Annotated in this window: 18 protein-coding genes; 4 read left to right on the top strand and 14 right to left on the bottom strand. The window is 72.1% G+C overall.

Going from position 1 to position 19,926, the window contains the following annotated elements; translation table 11 throughout:
- Window positions 1–4 precede the first annotated feature (4 nt).
- From B7C62_32715 to B7C62_32655, 13 genes are all read right to left on the bottom strand, one after another.
- The gene (locus tag B7C62_32715) at window positions 5–652 is read right to left on the bottom strand and encodes a 1-hydroxy-2-methyl-2-butenyl 4-diphosphate reductase (protein ARF76521.1); all 648 of its coding nucleotides are present in this window, start codon (window positions 650–652) and stop codon (window positions 5–7) included.
- Window positions 652–2,652, bottom strand: coding sequence for a squalene--hopene cyclase (locus B7C62_32710; protein ARF76520.1), 2,001 nt, complete (start codon window positions 2,650–2,652; stop codon window positions 652–654). Before B7C62_32710 ends, B7C62_32715 begins: the two co-directional genes overlap by 1 nt.
- Window positions 2,653–2,758: 106 nt before the next feature.
- Window positions 2,759–3,862, bottom strand: a complete 1,104-nt coding sequence (locus B7C62_32705) for a dimethylallyltranstransferase (protein ARF76519.1) — start codon at window positions 3,860–3,862, stop codon at window positions 2,759–2,761.
- Window positions 3,859–5,244 carry a phytoene dehydrogenase gene (locus B7C62_32700; protein ARF76518.1) on the bottom strand — a complete coding sequence of 462 codons (1,386 nt, stop codon included), beginning with the start codon at window positions 5,242–5,244 and terminating at the stop codon, window positions 3,859–3,861. The genes B7C62_32705 and B7C62_32700 overlap by 4 nt, the downstream gene beginning before the upstream one ends.
- 118 nt (window positions 5,245–5,362) lie before the next feature.
- Window positions 5,363–6,304: a squalene synthase HpnD gene (locus tag B7C62_32695; protein ARF77478.1), complete on the bottom strand. Its 942-nt coding sequence runs from the start codon at window positions 6,302–6,304 to the stop codon at window positions 5,363–5,365.
- An 8-nt stretch (window positions 6,305–6,312) separates the two neighbouring features.
- Window positions 6,313–7,224, bottom strand: coding sequence for a squalene synthase HpnC (locus B7C62_32690; protein ARF76517.1), 912 nt, complete (start codon window positions 7,222–7,224; stop codon window positions 6,313–6,315).
- Between the two features lie 433 nt (window positions 7,225–7,657).
- On the bottom strand, window positions 7,658–8,443 hold the full coding sequence (locus tag B7C62_32685; GenBank protein ID ARF76516.1) for a teichoic acid ABC transporter ATP-binding protein: 786 nt from the start codon (window positions 8,441–8,443) through the stop codon (window positions 7,658–7,660).
- The gene (locus B7C62_32680) at window positions 8,436–9,365 is read right to left on the bottom strand and encodes an ABC transporter (GenBank protein ARF76515.1); all 930 of its coding nucleotides are present in this window, start codon (window positions 9,363–9,365) and stop codon (window positions 8,436–8,438) included. The genes B7C62_32685 and B7C62_32680 overlap by 8 nt, the downstream gene beginning before the upstream one ends.
- 101 nt (window positions 9,366–9,466) lie before the next feature.
- Window positions 9,467–10,339 carry a glycosyl transferase gene (locus B7C62_32675; GenBank protein ARF76514.1) on the bottom strand — a complete coding sequence of 291 codons (873 nt, stop codon included), beginning with the start codon at window positions 10,337–10,339 and terminating at the stop codon, window positions 9,467–9,469.
- An 8-nt stretch (window positions 10,340–10,347) separates the two neighbouring features.
- Window positions 10,348–11,127 (bottom strand): transferase, encoded by a 780-nt coding sequence (locus B7C62_32670; GenBank protein ID ARF76513.1) that lies wholly within the window; start codon window positions 11,125–11,127, stop codon window positions 10,348–10,350.
- Window positions 11,105–12,166, bottom strand: coding sequence for a dehydrogenase (locus B7C62_32665; protein ARF76512.1), 1,062 nt, complete (start codon window positions 12,164–12,166; stop codon window positions 11,105–11,107). The genes B7C62_32670 and B7C62_32665 overlap by 23 nt, the downstream gene beginning before the upstream one ends.
- On the bottom strand, window positions 12,154–12,891 hold the full coding sequence (locus B7C62_32660; protein ARF76511.1) for a nucleotide sugar-1-phosphate transferase: 738 nt from the start codon (window positions 12,889–12,891) through the stop codon (window positions 12,154–12,156). The genes B7C62_32665 and B7C62_32660 overlap by 13 nt, the downstream gene beginning before the upstream one ends.
- Window positions 12,888–14,642, bottom strand: a complete 1,755-nt coding sequence (locus B7C62_32655; GenBank protein ID ARF76510.1) for a transferase — start codon at window positions 14,640–14,642, stop codon at window positions 12,888–12,890. The genes B7C62_32660 and B7C62_32655 overlap by 4 nt, the downstream gene beginning before the upstream one ends.
- Before the next feature lie 318 nt (window positions 14,643–14,960).
- On the opposite strand from B7C62_32655, the gene B7C62_32650 reads away from it, so the two are divergent.
- From B7C62_32650 to B7C62_32635, 4 genes are all read left to right on the top strand, one after another.
- Window positions 14,961–15,950, top strand: coding sequence for a UDP-glucose 4-epimerase GalE (locus B7C62_32650; protein ID ARF77477.1), 990 nt, complete (start codon window positions 14,961–14,963; stop codon window positions 15,948–15,950).
- Window positions 15,951–16,107: 157 nt separating this feature from the next.
- Complete coding sequence (locus B7C62_32645; protein ID ARF76509.1) at window positions 16,108–17,046, top strand: cation transporter; 939 nt, start codon at window positions 16,108–16,110, stop codon at window positions 17,044–17,046.
- A gap of 282 nt (window positions 17,047–17,328) precedes the next feature.
- Complete coding sequence (locus tag B7C62_32640) at window positions 17,329–18,597, top strand: transferase (GenBank protein ID ARF76508.1); 1,269 nt, start codon at window positions 17,329–17,331, stop codon at window positions 18,595–18,597.
- Between the two features lie 147 nt (window positions 18,598–18,744).
- Window positions 18,745–19,338 carry an isopentenyl-diphosphate delta-isomerase gene (locus B7C62_32635; GenBank protein ARF76507.1) on the top strand — a complete coding sequence of 198 codons (594 nt, stop codon included), beginning with the start codon at window positions 18,745–18,747 and terminating at the stop codon, window positions 19,336–19,338.
- Between the two features lie 27 nt (window positions 19,339–19,365).
- On the opposite strand, the gene B7C62_32630 is transcribed toward B7C62_32635, so the two are convergent.
- Complete coding sequence (locus tag B7C62_32630) at window positions 19,366–19,821, bottom strand: ATP-binding protein (GenBank protein ARF76506.1); 456 nt, start codon at window positions 19,819–19,821, stop codon at window positions 19,366–19,368.
- Window positions 19,822–19,926 lie beyond the last annotated feature (105 nt).

Genomic DNA, 19,926 nt, shown 5'->3' with positions numbered 1-19,926 from the left:
TGGCTCACCTCCTGGGGAGCAGTAAAGATCGGTGCCATTCGTAGAAAGCCGGAAGGACTGCTCGGAGAACACGGAAGGCCGATATTCCACCGCGAACCGTGCCGATACGGACGAGCTCATGCTCTGGAGCGTCCACGACCACCCGGACGGCCGCAACCGGGCGCGGCCCGTGGCACAGGGCGGTACGCAGTGTGGCGGCGGATTCCATGTCCACGGCGATGGCCCCGGTGGCCCGCAGGGCCGCCCGCTCGGGGCCGCGTACGACGTGGTCGGAGCCGGTCAGCGGGCCGGTGTGGACGGTACGGCCGGGGACGGCCCGGGCGAGGGCGGCGACCAGCAGCCCGGTGCCGGTGCAGGGGGTGGCACCGTCGGCGTCCCGGGTCTCCTCGGCCACGACCAGGTCACCGGGGTGCATCCCGGGGGCGAGCCCGGCGCAGAAGCCGGAGGCGATGACGGCCGCGTCCGGTACGCCACCGGGGGCGAGGAGGGCCGCCACGGCCGCCTCCGCCGCCCGGGGGCCCATGCCGGTCCGCAGGACCCGTACCGGGCCTCCGGGCCGCTTGCCGCTGCGCAGGGCCGCCTGCTCGATGCCCAGCGCGCAGGCGACCAGCAGCGGCGCCTGGAGGCCCGCGGGCCCCGGTGCGCCGCCCATCAGGCGCCCCGGTCCGCTCCCGTACGGTCGGCGAACGGGTCGCCGTACACGTAACGCCCGAGCGCGGTCAGGGGGAAGACCTGGCGGTAGAGGTGGTAGTTGATGGAGAAGTCCCAGGGGAAGCCGGTGCCGGTGAAATACGGCTCGTCCCAGGAGCCGTCGGCCTGCTGGGCGCCGGTCAGCCAGCCGACCCCGCGGGCGACGGCCCGGCTCTCGCGGCGGCCCGCGGCGAGCAGGGCGAGCAGGGCCCAGGCGGTCTGGGAGGCGGTGGACTCACCGTGCCCGATCCACTTCTCCTCCGTGTACGAGCGCAGGTCCTCGCCCCAGCCGCCGTCGTCGTTCTGCACGGACTCCAGCCACTCCACCGCCCGGCGGATCGAGGGGTGGGCGGCGGGCAGTCCGGCGGCGATCAGGGCGGGCACCACCGACCCGGTACCGTAGACGTAGTTGACGCCCCAGCGGCCGAACCAGGCGCCGCACGCCTCCTGTTCGGCGAGGAGCCACTCAACGCCCCTTCGCGTACGGGGGTGCCGGGCGAGCCCCTCGACGGCGAGCATCTCCACGACATGGCCGGTGACATCGGCCGACGGCGGGTCGATGACCTCGCCGAAGTCGCAGAACGGCAGGCGGTTGGGGAAGGAGCTGGTGTTGTCGGCGTCGAACGCGCCCCAGGCCCCGTTGCGGGACTGCATCCCGAGGTTCCAGCGCACCCCGCGCTCGATGGCGGCCTCCAGCCGGGCGGGGTCGGGGTGGCGCACCCGGCGCAGCGCCAGGACGACTTCGGCGGTGTCGTCGATGTCCGGGTAGTTGTCGTTGTGGAACTCGAACGCCCAGCCTCCGGGGGCGAGTTCGGGTTTGCGTACGGACCAGTCGCCGGGCCGGGTGATCTCCTCGGCCAGCATCCAGTCGGCGGCTCTCACCAGTGCGGGGTGGTCGGGTCTGAGTCCGCCGTCGACCAGGGCGACGGTCGCCAGGCAGGTGTCCCAGACGGGCGACTGGCATGCCTCGACCATGCGGGCCCCGTCCTCGCGCCACACGGCGAACCGGTCCAGCGAGGCCAGTCCGGCGCGCATCACCGGGTGGTCGAGGTCGTAGCCGAGCAGGTGCAGGGCGATGACGGAGTAGACGGCCGGGGGCTGGATGCCGCCCCAGCAGCCGTCGTTCTCCTGGCGTTCGATGATCCACCGGGCGGCCACGTTCATCGCGATCCTGCGCAGCGGGCGCGGGGCGACCTTGTGGTAGAGGTGCAGCCCCTTGTCGAGCCGCTGGAAGAGGCCGTCCCAACTGGCCGCCGGGGCGAGCTTCCTGGGCGGGCTGGGGCGGGCGGGGTCGGTGTGCAGCTCGTCCAGGGCGAAGGGGGCGGGCCGCACCGGGCGCTTCGCGGAGACGATGGTCAGGGGGACGATGGTCTGCCGGGCCCAGCAGCCGAAGTCGTAGATGTTGAGCGGGACCCACTTGGGGAGGAACATGAGCTCGGGCGGGAGTTCGGGGAGGTCGTCCCACTTCCACCAGCCGAACAGGGCCAGCCAGATCCGGGTGAAGACCCGGGCGGCCGCGATCCCGCCCTGCTCCCTGATCCAGCCGGCGGCGCGCGCCATGTGGGGCTCGTCGGGGCGGTCCCCGGCCAGCCGCAGGGCCACGTACGCCTCGATGGTGGCGGAGAGGTCGCCGGGTCCGCCGTAGAAGGTGTTCCAGGTGCCGTCACCGAGCTGTTCGCCGCGGATGAAGAGGGCGGCGGCCCGCGTGGTCTCCGGGTCCTGGATGCCGAGGAACTGGCGCAGGAGCAGGTCCTCGGCGTCCATGGTGACGTTGGTGGCCAGGTCGCCCTTCCACCAGCCCTGCTCGTCCTGTCTGCCGAGGAGGTGCTCCACCGAGCGTTCCGCGGCCCGTCGGGCGGCGGCGAGCACCTCGTCCGGGGCGGGGGTCGTGCGGTCCGGATGTCCTGCCGTGGGCGCGGAGAGGTTCGCGGCCCCGGTGGGTCCGTCGGTCGTCGCTGTCATGAGCTTCCCCTTCGTGCAGTCGGTCCTCTGCTGTGCTGGGGTCTCCGTCGGCCGGCGCCCGGGTCGGGGCGCCGGCCGGCGACTGCGAGTCATATGCGGGTGCTGATCACCTCTTCCGCACCACCACGAAGTCCGCGAGCGCGGTGAGCTGCGCCCGTACGGGGTGCGGCATGTCGACGGCGTGCAGCGCCTCGATGGCGACCGCGTGCTGCCGACGGGCTTCCTGCGCGGTCCACTCGCGGCCGCCCGCCTCCTCGATGAGCGCCGCGCGGGCGGCGAACTCCTCTTCGGAGAAGCTGTCGAAGTCGCTGCTCTTGGCGTCGGCCGCGAGCAGTTCGCCGAGCCGTTCGGAGGCCGGGCCGCCCGCGGCGAGCGCGGCGACGACCGGGAGGGACTTCTTGCGCTGGCGCAGGTCGCTCCAGGTCTGCTTGCCGGTGGACTCCGGGTCGCCCCAGATGCCGAGCAGGTCGTCGACGGCCTGGAAGGCGAGGCCGAGGTGGTAGCCGTACGTCTCCAGGGTGTCGGCGGTGCGGTCGTCGGCGCCGCCGAGCACCGCGCCGATGGAGACCGCGCAGGCCAGCAGGGCGCCGGTCTTGTTGCCCTCCATCTCCAGGCACTCCTCGACGGTGACCCGCTCGCGGTGCTCGTAGGAGATGTCCTGCGCCTGCCCGTCGATGAGCTTGCGGGTCGCGGTGGTCAGGCGGCGGGCCGCGCGGCCCGCCTCGACCGTGCCGAGCTCCAGCAGCAGGTCGTAGGCGAGGGCGAAGAGCGCGTCGCCGACCAGGATGGCCTGGGCGGGGCCGTGGACCTTCCACACGGTGTCGCGGTGGCGGCGCTGCTCGTCGCCGTCCATCAGGTCGTCGTGCAGCAGCGAGAAGTTGTGCACGAGCTCGACGGCCACGGCGCCGGGGACGCCCGCTTCGGCGGGGGCGCCCGCGGCCTCGGCCGAGAGCAGGGCGAGCGCGGGGCGCACGGCCTTGCCGCCGTCGCCGTCCGAGGGCCGTCCCTCGGCGTCGATCCAGCCGAAGTGGTAGGCCGCGACGGTGTCCATGGGCGGCGCCAGCCGGTCCACGGCAGCCCGCAGCACCGGCGCTGACAGGACTCGTCCGCGCTCCAGAAGCGCGGTGACGTCCGTGGTCTGGTCCACGGTGTCGGAAGCCGGATTCGCCGGGGTCACTGACTCTCCTCTTGTTCCGGTGGTACGGGTCATGCCGCCTCCTGCGGCGGATGTCCATGGGGGCGGCCGAGATCCTGGAGGGCGGCGTCGGCGGCCCGGGAGCCGCTGCGCACGGCACCCTCCATCGTCGCGGGCCAGCCGGTGGCAGTCCAGGCGCCCGACAGGTGCAGGCCGGGCAGCCGGGTGCGGGGGCCGGGGCGCAGCGGGCCGGTGCCCGGGGCGGGCGCGAAGGTGGCGGTGCGCTCACGGGTGACGAAGAAGTCCCGGATGCCCGCGCCGCGGGCGGCGGGCAGCAGCCGCTCCAGCTCGGGGAGGTAGCGCTCCCGCAGCTCGGCGACGGGCAGGTCGATCTCGTCCTGGGCGGCGGACTGGGAGACCGCCAGATACTGGCCGGGGCCCTTGAGCCCCGAGGAGTGCGTACGGTCGAAGACCCACTGGACCGGGGAGCCGATCGCGGCGAAGAACGGGCGGCGCAGCACCGTGCGGTCGTAGATGACGTGCACGTTGAGGATGGGCGCGTTGTCGATGTCCAGGAGCAGGTCCGGCTCGTCCAGGGCGCCCGCGGGCAGCAGGTCGTGCGTCTCGTGCTGGGGCACGGCCAGGACGACGGTGTCGGCGGTGATCCGCTCCCCCGTGCTCTCGACCCTCCAGCGGCCGTCCTCGGTGCGGGTCAGGGAGGACACTTTGGCGCGCAGCTCGGTGCGGACCCCGGCGGTGTCCAGGGCCTTGCGGGCGAGGGTGTCGTGCAGTTCGCCGAGGGGGACGGTGGCCCAGCCGATGTCGGCGGCGCCGGGGTCGGAGAGCAGGCCGGTCTTGAAGACCTTGGCGGCGAGCGCCATGGAGGCGTTCGGCGCGGTGGCGTTGAGGGTGGCGACGCCGACGAGGTCCCAGAGGGCCTCGATGGTGCGCTCGGACTGGCCGTGCTGCTTCAGCCAGGTGGCGAAGTCGATGCGGTCGAGTTCCGGGTCGGCCAGGTCGAGGCGGCCGAGCGCGAGGGCGGCGCGGCCGACGTTCGCCTTCTCGGCGAGGGAGAGGTGCGGATAGGCCGCGAGACCGCCGGCCAGGTGCAGCGGTACGGGCAGGCCGGTGCGCCGCAGGCGTCCCAGGCGCGGTCCGGCGGGCCTGCCGACGTCCAGCACGGGGACGTCCAGGCGGTCCTGGAGGGGGGCGAGGTGGGCGGCCCCGACGCGGTCGAGGAACCAGCGGTAGGCGGTGCAGCAGCGCAGGTAGACGTGCTGGCCGTTGTCGACGGTGAGGTCGCCGCGCTGGAAGGAGAAGGCGAGCCCGCCGAGGCGGGGGCGGCCTTCCAGGAGGGTGACGTCGAGTCCGGCGTCGGCGAGGCGGAGGGCCGCCGTGACACCGGCGAGTCCTCCTCCGACGACGACCGCGACGGGGCGCGGGGTCTCCTCGCTCATGCCTGCCCCTCTCGCCGGGCCGTCACCGATCGCCGGGTCGCCCCGGAAGCGATCGTCGCAGTCATGGACGCGTCGGGCCACCGGAGGGTTGTCCGGGCGGCCTGCGGGCCGGGGCGCATCAGGCCCGCCCCCGGGCGGTCAGCCGCGAGACGTGGCGGGCGTCCAGGCCGGAGAGGCCGCGCACCGCGACGTACGCCTTCTCGTGGCCGGGCAGCGAGACCCGGCCGCGCAGGACGGCCTCCGGGTCGCGCTCGATCCGGTCCAGGAGGCGGCGGTAGATCCCGGCCATGGCGGCGACGCAGGCGCCGCTGCGGCGGTCCAGCATGGGCAGCAGGCGGTATCCCTCGGCGAACAGGGCCCGGGCCCGGCGCACCTCGAAGTGGACGAGGCCCGCGAAGTCGGAGCCGGGCGGCGGGGTGGTGCGGTGGAATCCGGCGGAGCAGCCGAATTTGGCGAGGTCGTCGGCGGGGAGGTAGGTGCGCCCGTTGCCCGCGTCCTCGCGGACGTCCCGCAGGATGTTGGTGAGCTGGAGGGCGAGGCCGAGGGTGTCGGCGTACTCGGAGGCCCGCTCGGCGCCGGGCGCCCCCGGCTCCGTACCGAAGACGCCGAGGCTGAGGCGGCCGATGGCACCGGCGACGCAGCGGCAGTAGGTCTTCAGGTCGTCCCAGGTCTCGTACGTGGCGCCCCGGACGTCCATCAGGACGCCGTCGATCAGCTCGTCGAGCCCCTCCAGCGGCAGCGGGAAGCGGCGGGCGGCGTCGGAGAGCGCGACGGCCACCGGGTCGGTGTCGTCCTCGTCGACCTTGCCGTGCCTGATCCGGTCGAGCAGCTCGCGGGTGCTCTCCAGCCGGGTCCGCTTGGTCCCGGCGTCCAGTTCGCCGTCGCCGATGTCGTCGACCCGACGGGAGAAGGCGTACAGCGCCGACATGGCCTGGCGCTTCTCGTACGGCAGCAGTCTGATGCCGTAGGCGAAGTTGCGGGCCTGCTGTCCGGTGACGGCCTCGCAGTAACTGTATGCGGCCTGTACCGGCGGCGGCATGGACGTCGTCTGTCCCTCCACGGTCCGGCTCACCCCTCTCTACGCGCTCTTCGCAGGACGACTGCGACTTCGCGCAGCATGGTGGGCTTGGTGGGCTTGGGCGGCCCCGGCAGGACGTCGAACCCGGCGGCGGAGACCGCCGTGAGGGCCGCGCGCCCGCCGCCGACGAATCCGGCGAGGAGGAGCCTGAGTCTGCCGTCGACGCTGCCCACCAGGGGGACGCCTTCCTTCAGCAGCTCGCTCGCGCGTTCGGATTCGTAGGCGATGAGGGCGCGGACCGAGGCGCCCGCCGACGGTACGGCGAGGTCGGCCTCGGTGACCCGGAAGCGGTCCAGGTCCTCGGCGGGCAGATAGATCCGGTCGCGGGCCAGGTCCTCGGCCACGTCCTGGAGGTGCTCGACGATCTGGAGCGCGGTGCAGACCGCGTCGGAGCGGCGTACGCGTTCGGGGCTGGTGGTGCCGGTGAGGGCGAGGACCAGGCGGCCGACCGGGTTGGCGGAGAGCTCGCAGTAGGCGGCGAGCTCCGCGTAGGTGGCGTAGCGGCGGACCTTCTGGTCCTGCCGGTTGGCCTCGATCAGGCCGAGGAAGGGCTCGGGGGTGAGCGCGCGGCGCCGCACGGTGGGGCGCAGGGCGCGCAGCAGGGGGTGGTGCGGCTCCCGGCCGGTGGTGGCGAAGACCCGGTGCAGGTCGGTCTCGAGCGCGTCGAGCATGGCGAGCCGGTCGTCGCTCTGCTCCGGCTCCAGGCCCAGGTGGCGGGCGTCGGCGCCGCCGGGGGCGAGGTCGCCGTCGCCGATGTCGTCGACGAGCCGGGCGTAGCCGTAGACGGCCATCAGGTCGTCGCGCCAGGCACGGGGCAGGAAGAAGGGGGCCACGGGGAAGTTCTCGTACGCGGCCTTCTCGAGGGTGGCGTCGCCGGTGCGCGCCTGCGAGGTGGAAGTCACTGCGGACCACCCGGCGCGGGGACGGCGGGACCACGTCGGAGCTGGAGATTTTCCGTCATTGCCGTCACATCTCCCGTTCTACACTGCTGACCCAAAACATCCCTTTTCGGACACGCCGCTCGTTCTTCCGAGTGCACTGCGGCACAGCGGGCGGAGCGCCTGGGGCGTATCGCCCCACTTGCCATGAATCAGCACCGCTACAGCTTACGTTGTACAGCTCACCGGGGTGCGGCGGGGTCGGGCGCCTGCGGGGCCGGAACCGGACCGCCTGTCAACCTTCGCCGTACGTCGGCGGATTGACGTCATCCGCCGGGAGGAGATCACCCCCCGAGGCGTACTGCGGGTGGTCTCCCGCACCCCGCTCCACCGCTCCGGCACACCGCAGTGGCCTCCGCCGGACCGGTTCCGGCGGAGGCCACGGATGGCTGGGAAACTACTTGCCCGTCTCGCGTTCGTACGCCTTGAGGACTTCGTCGGTGGGGCCGTCCATCAGGAGTTCGCCCTTCTCCAGCCAGAGCGCCCGGTCGCAGGTGTCCCGGATCGACTTGTTGTTGTGGCTGACCAGGAAGACGGTGCCCGCCTCCTTGCGGAGCTCGCGGATGCGCTCCTCCGAGCGGACCCGGAACTTGCGGTCACCGGTGGCGAGCGCCTCGTCGATCATGAGGACGTCGTGGTTCTTGGCGGCGGCGATGGAGAAGCGCAGGCGCGCCGCCATGCCGGAGGAGTACGTCCGCATCGGCAGGGTGATGAAGTCGCCCTTCTCGTTGATCCCGGAGAAGTCCACGATCTCGCGGTAGCGCTCGCGGATCTCCTCCCGGCTCATGCCCATGGCCAGACCGCCCAGCACGACATTGCGCTCACCGGTCAGGTCGCTCATGAGCGCCGCGTTCACCCCGAGCAGCGAGGGCTGGCCGTCGGTGTAGACATGGCCGGACTCGGTGGGCAGCAGGCCCGCGATGGCCCGCAGCAGCGTCGACTTCCCGGAGCCGTTGGTGCCGATGAGGCCGATGGCCTCGCCCCGGTAGGCGGTGAAGGAGACACCGCGTACGGCGTGCACCGTCCTGACTCCGCGCTGCTCGCCCTTGCCGCGGCGCAGCATGCGGCTGAGCGCCGCCGTGGCGCTGCCCCGGCCGCCGCCGGTTCCGTTGACCCGGTAGACGATGTGGACATCGTCGGCGATGACCGTGGGGACGCGCCCCTGCTTGTTGTCCTCAGCCACGGCCGTACCGTTCCTCTGCCTTCCAGAAGTACACGAATCCCACGGCGCCCAGCAGCACGGCCCAGCCGAGGCCGGCGGCCCAGACGTGGTCCGGCAGGTTCTCGGAGCCGTAGCCGTCGATCAGGGCGAAGCGGATCAGGTCCATGTAGATCGCCGCCGGGTTGTACTGGAGCACGTCGGCGATCCACGCAGGCTTGTCCGCGAGCATCACCGGGATGGAGAACATGACGCCCGAGGCGTACATCCAGGTACGGGTGACGAACGGCATCAGCTGCGCGAGGTCGGGGGTCTTGGCGCCGAGCCGCGCCATGACGAGGGCCAGACCGGTGTTGAAGAAGAACTGGAGGATCAGGGCGGGGATCACCAGGAGCCAGGACAGCGAGGGATAGCTGCCGAAGATCATGACCACCGAGAGCAGCACGATCATCGAGAACATCAGCTGCTGGAGCTGCTGGATCGAGAAGGAGATCGGCAGCGAGGCGCGCGGGAAGTGCAGGGCCCGGACCAGGCCGAGGTTGCCGGAGATGGAGCGGACGCCCGCCATCACCGAGCTCTGGGTGAAGGTGAAGACGAAGACGCCGGTGACCAGGAACGGTACGAAGACGTCCTCGGGGATGCCCTTCCGGGTCCCCAGGATGAGTCCGAAGATCAGGTAATAGACAGCCGCGTTCAGGAGAGGGGTGACCACCTGCCACAGCTGGCCCAGTTTGGCCTGGCTGTACTGAGCGGTCAGCTTCGCCCGGGAGAAGGCCAGGATGAAGTGGCGTCGGCCCCAGAGCTGTCTCATGTAGGCGAGGAGCCCCGGCCGGGCGCCGCTCACGGTCAGGCCGTACTTGGCGGCCAGCTGGGCCGCGCCGAGGCCCTCGTCGGCGGACGGCGGGGTCCCGAGGGCTACCCCACCGTCGTGGGTCGTGTCACTCACAAGTTGAAACTCTCGTCTTCACGCGCAGCCAGTCGCGGGCGCGGCTCAGGCGGACAGGTTCCGGAAAGAAAATACGCCTCATGCTCTCAGAGGAAAGCCTCTCAGATGACCGGAGGGCGGCCCAGCCTCGTCAGCCGCCACACCGTACGCCACTTCATCGGGCGGCGAGGTCCGCAGGGCGTCGACCAGCCTTCCCGGAAACCGCCGAACCATGCCTTCAGGGCGGGCGGCGACGGCCGCCTGACCAGGGTCAGCAGCAGCCAGACCGCGAGATAGAGGGGCACCAGCGGGGCGGGCAGGTTGCGGCGGGCCAGCCAGACCCGGTTGCGGGCCACCATGCGGTGGTAGACCGCGTGCCGGGAGGGGGCGGTGGTGGGGTGGTGCAGCACCAGGTCCGCGCGGTAGTCGATCATCCAGCCCGCGTCCAGCGCCCGCCAGGCCAGGTCCGTCTCCTCGTGGGCGTAGAAGAACTCCTCCGGCAGCGGGCCGACCTCGGCGAGGACCTTGGTCCGTACCGCGTTGGCGCCGCCCAGGAAGGTCGTCACGCGCGAGGAGCGCATCGGGTCGGCCGCCCGGAGCCGGGGCACGTGCCGACGCTGGGTGGCACCGGTCTCCGGGTCGGTGATCCGGAAGGTGATGATCCCGAGCCCCGGGTCCGCCGCGAACGCCTGTCGGCAGAGCTCGGCGGTGTCCCGGTTGGGGAGCAGCCCGTCGTCGTCCAGGAAGAGCAGGGCGTCGACCTCGGCGCCGGAGGGGCCGAACGCCTCGATGCCTGCGTTGCGGCCGCCGGGGATGCCCAGGTTCTCGGGCAGCTCCACCGTCCGCACCCCGGCCGGGAGGTCCGGGACCGGGGCCCCGTTGCCGACCACCACGACCTCGATCCGGTCACCGTGCTGCGCGGTGACCGAGTCGAGGAGGGCGCGGAGCTCGTCGGGGCGGTTGCCCATGGTGATGATCACCGCGCCCAGTTTCATGGCAGAGGTCACTTCAGCCTGCTGGACGCCAGGACGGACACCAGGTGCAGCAGGGTCTGGAGCAGGGCGATACCGGCCAGGACGGCCGTGGCGAGGCGGGTGTAGAAGAGGTCGCCGCCGATGGTGTCCAGGATCGCCACCAGGAGGATCAGCAGTGATGCCTCGATACCGAGGATCAGCCGGTGGAACTTGAGCGCCCCGGCCGCCCGGCGGGCCAGCGCCATACCGGAGGAGCGCGGCTCGGAGGCCGCCTCCTTGACCGGCGGCAGCCCGCCCTGGTGGCGGGCCACGCCGACGAGGTCCGTCTCGGCCTTGATCAGGATCGCGCCGAGCGCGGCGAGGGTCCCCAGGAACGCCCAGAGCCAGTCGGTGCGGCCCTCGCCCCAGAGGTCGGCGGCGCGCAGGCCGAGGCCGACGAGCACCGCCGCGTCGCACAGGTAGGCGGCGACCCGGTCCAGGTAGACCCCGCTGAGGGAGTACTGCTTCTTCCAGCGGGCCAGCTCGCCGTCCACGCAGTCGAACAGCAGGTAGAGCTGGACCATCAGCACACCGAGCAGGGCGCCCGGGATGCCCGGCACCAGGAGGGCCGGGGCGGCGAGGACGGCGGCCAGCGTCATGACGTACGTGACCTGGTTCGGCGTGATGCGGGTGTTGACCAGGTAGCGGTCCACGCGGAGGGAGACCTCCCGCATGTACATGCGCCCGGCCCAGTGCTCGCCGCTGCGCCGGTCCTTGACCCCGGGGGGGTGCACGACCGGGCGGAGTTCAGCTACTGATGGTCGTCGCATAGTCGTCGTACGCGTCCCTGATCTGGTCGATGGACAGGTTGAGGTGCTCCAGGACCGTGAAGCGTCCCGGGCGCGTCTGCGGCGCGTAGTCGACGGCCTTGACGAACTCGTCGGCGCTGAACCCGATCTCCTGGGGCAGGACCGGCAGACCGTGGCGGCGCAGTATCGACGCCATCAGGAGGGACTCCTGACGGGCACCGCGCAGATGCATGGCGAAGCAGGCGCCGAGGCCGACCTGCTCGCCGTGGCTGGCCGCGCGCTGGGGGTACAGCAGGTCGAAGGCGTGGTTGATCTCGTGGCAGGCGCCGGACGCCGGACGTGAGTCGCCCGCGACCGACATCGAGATGCCGGTGAGCACGAGCCCCTCGGCCAGCACCTTGAGGAAGGCGTCGTCGCCGACCCCGCCGGGGTGGCGCAGCACGGCCTCGCCTGCCTGCCGGGCCATCGCGGCGGCCAGCCCGTCGATCTCCTCGCCGTTGACCTCGTGGGCCAGCTCCCAGTCGGCGACGCAGGAGATGTTCGAGATCGCGTCGCCGATGCCGGAACGGACGTAGCGGGCGGGCGCCTCACGGATCACGTCGAGGTCGATGACCACGGCGATCGGGGTGGGGACCCCGTAGGAGCCGCGCCCGTTGTCGTTGTCCAGGGTGGCGACCGGGGAGCAGAGGCCGTCGTGCGAGAGGTTCGTCGCGACGGCGACCATCGGCAGCCCGACCCGCGCCGCGGCGTACTTCGCCACGTCGATGATCTTGCCGCCGCCGAGGCCCACCACCGCGTCGTACCGGTTGCCCTTGATGCCGTCGGCGAGCTTCACCGCGGAGTCGATCGTGCCGTCGGAGACGGCGTACCAGTCGGCCCCCGGGAGGACCGGGGCGAGCCTCTCCTTCAGGGCGCGCCCCGAGCCGTCACTGATCGCGATGGCGAGCTTGCCCGAGGAGGAGATCCGCTGATCGGCCAGGAGACCCGCCAGATCGTCCATGGCGCCGCGCCGGATGTCGACGACGACCGGGGACGGAATGAGCCGGGTCAGTACTGGCACGCGATCTCACGGCCCTTCTCGAGGTCGTCGTGGTTGTCGATCTCGACCCAGGTCACGGTGCCGATGGGGGCGACGTCGACGGTGAAGCCGCGGTTGACGAGCTCCTGGTAGCCGTCCTCGTAGTAGAGGTCGGGGTCGCGCTCGAAGGTGGTCCTCAGCGCGTCCGCGAGCTCCTCGGCGGCCTCGGCCTCGATGAGGGTGACGCCGATGTACTCACCGGTCGCGGTGGCCGGGTCCATCAGCTTGGTGATGCGCTGGACGCCCTTGCCCTCCTCGGTGATGACCTTCATCTCCTCGTCGGCGAGGCTCTTCTCGGTGTCCAGGGCGAGGATGATCCTCTGGCCCTTGCCGCGGGCGTCCAGGAGGGTCTTCTCGACGGAGACCGGGTGCACGGTGTCGCCGTTGGCGAGGATCACGCCGCGCTTGATGACATCACGGGCGCACCACAGGGAGTAGGCGTTGTTCCACTCCTCGGCCTTGTCGTTGTCGATCAGCGTGAGGGTGAGGCCGTACGTCGCCTCCAGCTCGGCCTTGCGGGCGTAGACGGCCTCCTTGCGGTAGCCGACGACAATCGCGACCTCGGTGAGCCCGACCGCCGCGAAGTTGGCCAGCGTGAGGTCGAGGACCGTCCTGTCGCCGTCGACAGGGACGAGCGCCTTGGGGAGCGTGTCCGTGTAGGGGCGCAGACGTCGTCCTGCACCGGCTGCCAGTACGAGGCCGATCATGCGAGTTCTCCTTCGTCGTGTACGGCGGGGGCCGAGGAGGACACCCAGAAGCGGATGGACTCCACGAGCACCACCAGAGCCACGGCCACCGCGAGGGCGGTGAGAGCCGTGGTGAAACCTGAGGCGTGGGTGAGTACGGCGGCGAGGACGGCCACCAGCGCGGTACGGCCCTCGTGTCCACCGATCGTCCGCACCAGCCACTGGGGCGGCGCGCCGGTGCCTCCGCGAATGCGGTACACCGTGTCGTAGTGATGGTAGGCGACGGCCGAGACGAGCCCGAAGGCCGCGGGAACGGCGTGCGGTACGTCGCTGCGGGCGGCCAGCACGAGGATCGTGACGTACTCCGCGGCCCGGAAGAACGGCGGCACCAGCCAGTCGAGCGCGCCCTTGAGGGGGCGGGCGACGGCGAGGCCGGAGAGGATCACGTACACACCGGCGGCGGCGACGGTGAGCCAGCTGCCGTACGGGAGGAAGAGCGCCGAGCCGATCATCGCGAGGGCCCCGAGCAGGGCCGCGGCGGGGGCCGTGAACGCGCCCCGGAGGCCGGGGGCGACGGCGGCGACCCCCTGGGCGAGCGGTCCCGAGTCGGCCAGGTCCGCGAGGGCCCGCGCGGCGCGGTCGGTGCGCTCGGCCCTGCGGGTCAGCGAGCGCAGGAGGCGGCCCGCCGTGGTGTAGCAGGCGGCGAGGGAGCAGCCGACGAGCAGGGCGTAGAAGACGGTCCGGGGGGTGGTGAACGCGGTGAGGACCGCGATCATGGCCCAGCGCTCGCCGATCGGCAGCACGATCATCCGGCGTGCCCAGACCGTCCAGCCGACGCTGTCGAGCCGGTCGGAGAGGGCGGCGGTGGGGCTGGTGTTGGCGACCGCGTCATGGTTGGCCTCGTTGAACGAGAAGTCCACGACATGGCGGCACGCCTGGAGGACCATCGCGCCGAGCGCCAGGGTCCAGACGTCATCACCGCCGCGTACGGCGCCGATGGCGAGGCCCGCGTAGAACGCGTACTCCTTGGCCCGGTCGAAGGTGGCGTCCAGCCAGGCGCCCATCGTGGAGTACTGGAGCGAGTAGCGGGCCAGCTGCCCGTCGGTGCAGTCCAGCACGAAGGAGACCAGCAGCAGGATGCCTGCGGCGATGTAGCCGCCCCGGGTTCCGGTGGCCGCGCCGCCCGCCGCGATGAGCGCGGTGATCAGGGAGGCGGTGGTGACCTGGTTCGGGGTGAGGCCGCGGCGGGCGCACCAGCGGGCGATGTAGCGGGAGTAGGGGCTGATGGCGAAGGTGGTGAAGAAGCCGTCGTGGGCCTTGACCGCGCTGCGCAGCCGTACCGCCTCGTCGTCGACCGAGGTGAGCCCGGCCACGGCGGCGGCCTCCTGCTCGGGGCCGGTCGGCACGGCCGCGACGAGCGAACCGAGGGCGGGGCGCTGTACGGCGACGCCCTCGGCCTCCAGCGCGACGGCGATGCGGCCGGGGACGGTGCGGTCCTCGGGCGCCGGGTCGGTGTCCGGGTCGACGACGGGGGCGCCCGCGCCGACGGCGGCGGTGGTGCGGTGCAGCGCGCGCAGCAGGGCACCCCGGGCCTCGGGCTGGGCGGTGAGCGCCCCGGTGACGGTGGCGGCGGGGAAGCGCGGGTCGGTCAGCGCGAGCCGCAGCGCGTGGAGGTGGCCCACGAAACGCGGGTCGACGAGCGCGACCCGGCGGCCGGCCGGGACGGCGGCGAGGAGTGCTGCGGCGTCACCGGCGTCGGCGGCGCTCTGCACGTCGAAGCCCAGGGACCGCAGGTCGTCCGCGAGTGACGACCCGGGTACCGGCGTACCGGTGAGGATGGCGGTCGACAGACGAACTCACTCCTTGGCACTGACGGTGGACGACACACGGCGGCACGGCCACGAGGCGGGCCGGAGGCGTGTCGGCTGAGGCTATCGGATGAATGGAAGGCCGAGTTCACCACCCGTTTGTGCGCCGTTCGGGTGGACCTGCCGGGGCCCGTTCCGTTCGCGATCATCATCATCGATGGGTGCCCCGGCCCACAAACCGCCCGCCGGGCCTCGCGGAGGAGGACGCTTAGGGTGGCCTTCATGACATGGTTGATCACAGGCGGGGCGGGTTACATCGGGGCACACGTGGCGCATGCCATGGTCGCGGCGGGAGAGCGGGTCGTGGTGCTCGACGACCGCTCGACGGGTGTCGTGGACCGGCTGCCGGACGCCGTCACGCTGGTGGAGGGCTCGGTCTCGGACCGGGCGCTGCTGGACCGGGTGCTCGCGGGGCACGCGGTGAGCGGTGTGGTGCATCTCGCGGCGAAGAAGCAGGTGGGCGAGTCGGTGGAGCAGCCGCTGCTGTACTACCGGGAGAACATCGCCGGGCTGGCCGTGCTGCTGGAGGCCGTGGTCGCGGCGGGTGTGCCGCGCTTCCTCTTCTCGTCGTCGGCGGCCGTCTACGGCGTACCGGATGTGGATCTCATCACCGAGGAGACGCCCTGCCTGCCGATCAACCCGTACGGCGAGACCAAGCTCGCGGGTGAGTGGCTGGTGCGGGCGACGGGGAAGGCGCACGGGATCTCCACCGCCTGTCTGCGGTACTTCAACGTGGCGGGCGCGGCCGCGCCCGAGCTCGCGGACACCGGGGTCTTCAACATCGTCCCGATGGTCTTCGACCGGCTGACGCGCGGCGAGGCCCCCCGGATCTTCGGCGCCGACTACCCGACACCCGACGGCACCTGTATCCGCGACTACATCCATGTGGCGGATCTGGCCGAGGCCCACCTCGCCGCCGCCCGGAAGCTGGCCGTCGGCGGGGGCGGCGATCTGACGCTGAACGTCGGCCGGGGCGAGGGCGTCTCGGTACGGGAGCTGATCGACGTGATCCTGGAGGTGTCCGGGCACGCGGTGGAGCCGGTCGTGGAACCGCGCCGTGCGGGGGACGCGGCGCGGGCGGTGGCGTCGGACGCGCGGATGGTACGGGAGCTGGAGTGGGCGGCCCGCCGGGACGTCCGCTCGATGGTGGAGTCGGCCTGGGAGGGGTGGTGCCTGCGTCATCCGGAGGCGCTCCCCGACACCCGTAAATGATCACCCCACCGCTCTGACCTGCGGAACGTTTCCGCAGGTCAGAGCAGATGACAACGGTGTTCAGTCCCGTGTTGCCCCATACCCCCCACCCGTAGTTCACTGGTCGGCGTCGGGCGGTTCCGCCCGGCGCCGTCGAACGGACCTGGAGGCGTTTCGCATGGGGGCTGGGCACGATCACGGGCACACGCACGGCGGTCCGCCTCCGACCGGAACGGCGGCCGCCGCGTACCGGGGCAGACTGCGCGTCGCCCTGGGGATCACGCTGAGCGTGATGGTCATGGAGATCGTCGGCGGGGTGCTGTCCAACTCGCTGGCCCTGATCGCCGACGCCGCCCATATGGCCACCGACGCCCTGGGGCTCGGGATGGCGCTCCTGGCCATCCACTTCGCCAACCGTCCGGCCGGGCCGAACCGCACCTTCGGCTTCGCCCGCGCCGAGATCCTGGCGGCGCTCGCCAACTGCCTGCTGCTGCTGGGGGTCGGCGGCTATCTGGTCTTCGAGGCGGTCGACCGGTTCATCACCCCGGCCGAGACCAAGGGCGGGCTCGCCATCGCGTTCGCCGCCGTCGGTCTGGTGGCCAATATCGTCTCCCTCTCTCTGCTGACGCGTGGGCAGAAGGAGAGCCTGAACGTGCGGGGCGCCTATCTGGAGGTGCTGGCCGACACCCTGGGTTCGGTCGCCGTGATCGTCTCGGCGGGCATCATCATGGCGACCGGCTGGCAGGCAGCCGACCCGATCGCCTCCCTGGTGATCGGTCTGATGATCGTCCCCCGGACCGTCAAGCTGCTGCGGGAGACCCTGAACGTGCTCCTGGAGGCGGCGCCCAAGGGGGTGGACATGGCGGAGGTACGGGCCCACATCACGGCCCTGCCCGGCGTTCTGGACGTCCACGACCTGCACGCCTGGACGATCACCTCGGGGATGCCGGTGCTCTCCGCGCATGTGGTGGTGCGCCAGGAGATGCTCGACTCGATAGGGCACGAGAAGGTGCTGCACGAACTTCAGGGCTGCCTCGGGGACCACTTCGACGTGGAGCACTGCACCTTCCAGCTGGAGCCGATCGGTCACGCGGCGCACGAGGCGTACTGCCACTGAGGCCGCTGAGGCCGTGTTCCCCGCCGCCGGGCCCGCCCCTCCGCCACGGAGCCGGGCCCGGCGGCGGTGTTAAAGTATGTTCGCCGAGACGTTCGAGTCTCGCGGTGGACGACTCCCGGGAGCACCGGGACCCTTTCGAGAGGAGCTGAGGTTGATGACGGTCGCGACGACGCCTTCCCGGCGCAGCAATCGTTCTTCCTTCAACTCCCGGGTTTCCGGCTAGGTCCGCCCTCTTCTCTTTCCGGATCGAGTCGGGGCCCTCACACCTCAAGGGTTCCCACGTTGACCGACCACACCGACGACGCCTCGCACACCGAGGCGTTCTTCACCCTGCACCACCGTCTCCCCCGGCAGAGCCCCGGCTCCGACGCCACCACGCGTCGGCTGCTCGCTCTGGCCGGTCCGCTTCCCGACCGTCCGCGCGTCCTCGACCTGGGCTGCGGTCCCGGCCGGGCCGCCCTGCTGCTCGCCGCCGAGGCGGGCGCCGAGGTGACCGCGGTCGACCTGCACCAGCCGTTCCTGGACGAGCTGCGCGAGGCGGCCGACGCCCGCGGCCTCGGCGACCGCATCCGTACGGTCCGCGCGGACATGGGCGACCTCACCGGCCCCGCGTTCCCGCCCGGCTCCTTCGACCTGATCTGGGCCGAGGGCTCGGCGTACTGCATCGGCTTCGCCACCGCCGTACGGGACTGGCAGCGGCTGCTCGCCCCGGGCGGCGCGATGGTGGTCTCCGAGTGCGTCTGGACCACCGACACCCCCTCGGCCGGGGCGCGCGCGTTCTGGGACCGCAACGGCTCCCTGCGCACCCTGCCCGAGACCACCGCGGCGGCCGTCGCCGCGGGCTGCACGGTCCCGGCCGTGCTGCTCCAGCCCGACAGCGACTGGGACGCGTACTACGTCCCGCTCGCCGAGCGGGTGGAGAGCGCCGATCCGGCGGCTCCCGGCATGGAGTGGGCGCTCGCGGCCACCCGTGAGGAGCTGGCGGTACGGCGTGCGTACGGCGCGGAGTACGGCTACGCCGCGTACGTGCTGCGCCCGGCCGACCCCCGCTGGACCACCCGGCCGGAGACGGCGGCGGACCGGGAGGCCGTGCGCGCGGTCAACACGGCCGCGTTCCCGACCCCGGACGAGGCCGGGCTCGTGGACGCCCTGCGGGCCGACGCGGACGCCTGGCTGCCGGAGCTGTCGTACGTCGCCGAGGCGCCGGACGGGTCCGTGGCGGCGTACGCGCTGCTGACCCGGTGCCGGATCGGGGACGCCCCGGCGCTCGCGCTGGCCCCGGTGGCCACCTCGCCCGCATACCAGCGGCAGGGGGCCGGGCAGGCCGTGGTGCGGGCGGCGCTCGATGCGGCCCGGGTGCGCGGAGAGGCGCTGGTGGTGGTGCTCGGCGATCCCGCGTACTACACGCGCTTCGGTTGCGTACCGGCGTCCCGTTACGGAATCCGGCCCGGTTTCGCGGTGCCGGACGAGGCGATGATGGCGCTGGTGCTGGACGGTTCCGTCCCGGTTCCGGCGGGCATGATCCGCTATCCGGCGGCCTTCGGGGTCTGACGGCCCGTCCGTCCCGCCGCGCTCGCCGGGCGCGGCGGGACGGACATGCCCGGACCTGAAGTACGGACAAGCGGCTTTTGTACGGCAGACTTGACCGGACTCCAGGGGTCCGGCGCACGAGGCCGGGGACCAAAGCGAAGGATGGGTATGCCGACCACACCAGCCACCGCGACGCACAGCTCGTCGAACGGCACCGCAGAAGCGATCATGCTCGAACTGGTCGACGAGAACGGCACCACCATCGGCACCGCGGAGAAGCTGGCGGCCCACCAGGCCCCCGGGCAGCTGCACCGCGCGTTCTCCGTCTTCCTCTTCGACGAGCAGGGCCGGCTGCTGCTCCAGCGCAGGGCGCTGGGCAAGTACCACTCCCCCGGTGTCTGGTCGAACACCTGCTGCGGGCACCCCTACCCGGGCGAGGCCCCCTTCGCGGCGGCCGCCCGGCGTACGTACGAGGAGCTGGGGATCGCGCCCTCGCTGCTCGCGGAGGCGGGCACGGTCCGCTACAACCACCCGGACCCGGCCTCGGGCCTGGTGGAGCAGGAGTTCAACCACCTGTTCGTGGGGATGGCGCAGGAGGAGCTGAAGCCCGATCCCGAGGAGGTCGGCGAGACGGCCTTCGTGACGGCGGCGGAGCTCGCCCGGCGTCATGCGCAGGCGCCGTTCTCGGCGTGGTTCATGACGGTGCTGGACGCGGCGCGTCCGGCGATCCGTGAGCTGACGGGGCCGTCCGCGGGCTGGTGACCGGCGGCGGCACCCGGTACGGGGCGGTCAGAGCTGCGTCTTCAACGGCAGCGCCGCCCAGATGATCTTGCCGCCACTCGCGGTGTGCTCCACGTCGCAGCTCCCGCCCGCCTCGGCGGTGACCTCCTTGACCAGCAGCAGCCCGCGACCGCCGGTCTGCGCGTAGTCCGTCTCCAGCGCGGTGGGCCGGTAGGGGTGGCTGTCCTCGACCGACACCCTGACCCAGTCGGCGCCGATGGCCACCTCGACCGCCAGCTCCGGCGAGAGCAGCGCCGCATGTTTGACCGCGTTGGTGACCAGCTCCGAGACGATCAGCAGCAGCCCCTGGAGGATGTCCTCCTCGATCGGCACGCCCTGGCGGCCCAGGAGGTCGCGCACGGCGTGCCGGGCCCGGGGCACCGACACATCGACGGCGGGGGCGGTGAAACGCCACACCCCCTCGTACGAAACGGGATCGGCAGGGGGGCTCCCGAGGCTCTCCATCGTCCGGCACCAGCTCTCACTCGCACTGCACTGACCGTCGAGTAAAGAGTGTTGGGAATGGCTTGGTCCATACCGTGCCACTGATCGGAAATAGCTGTGTATCGG

This window comes from Kitasatospora albolonga (genome assembly GCA_002082585.1).
Lineage (GTDB): Bacteria > Actinomycetota > Actinomycetes > Streptomycetales > Streptomycetaceae > Streptomyces > Streptomyces stephensoniae.
Note: the sequence above shows the minus strand (reverse complement) of the source record. Positions and strands in the feature narration are given on the sequence as shown.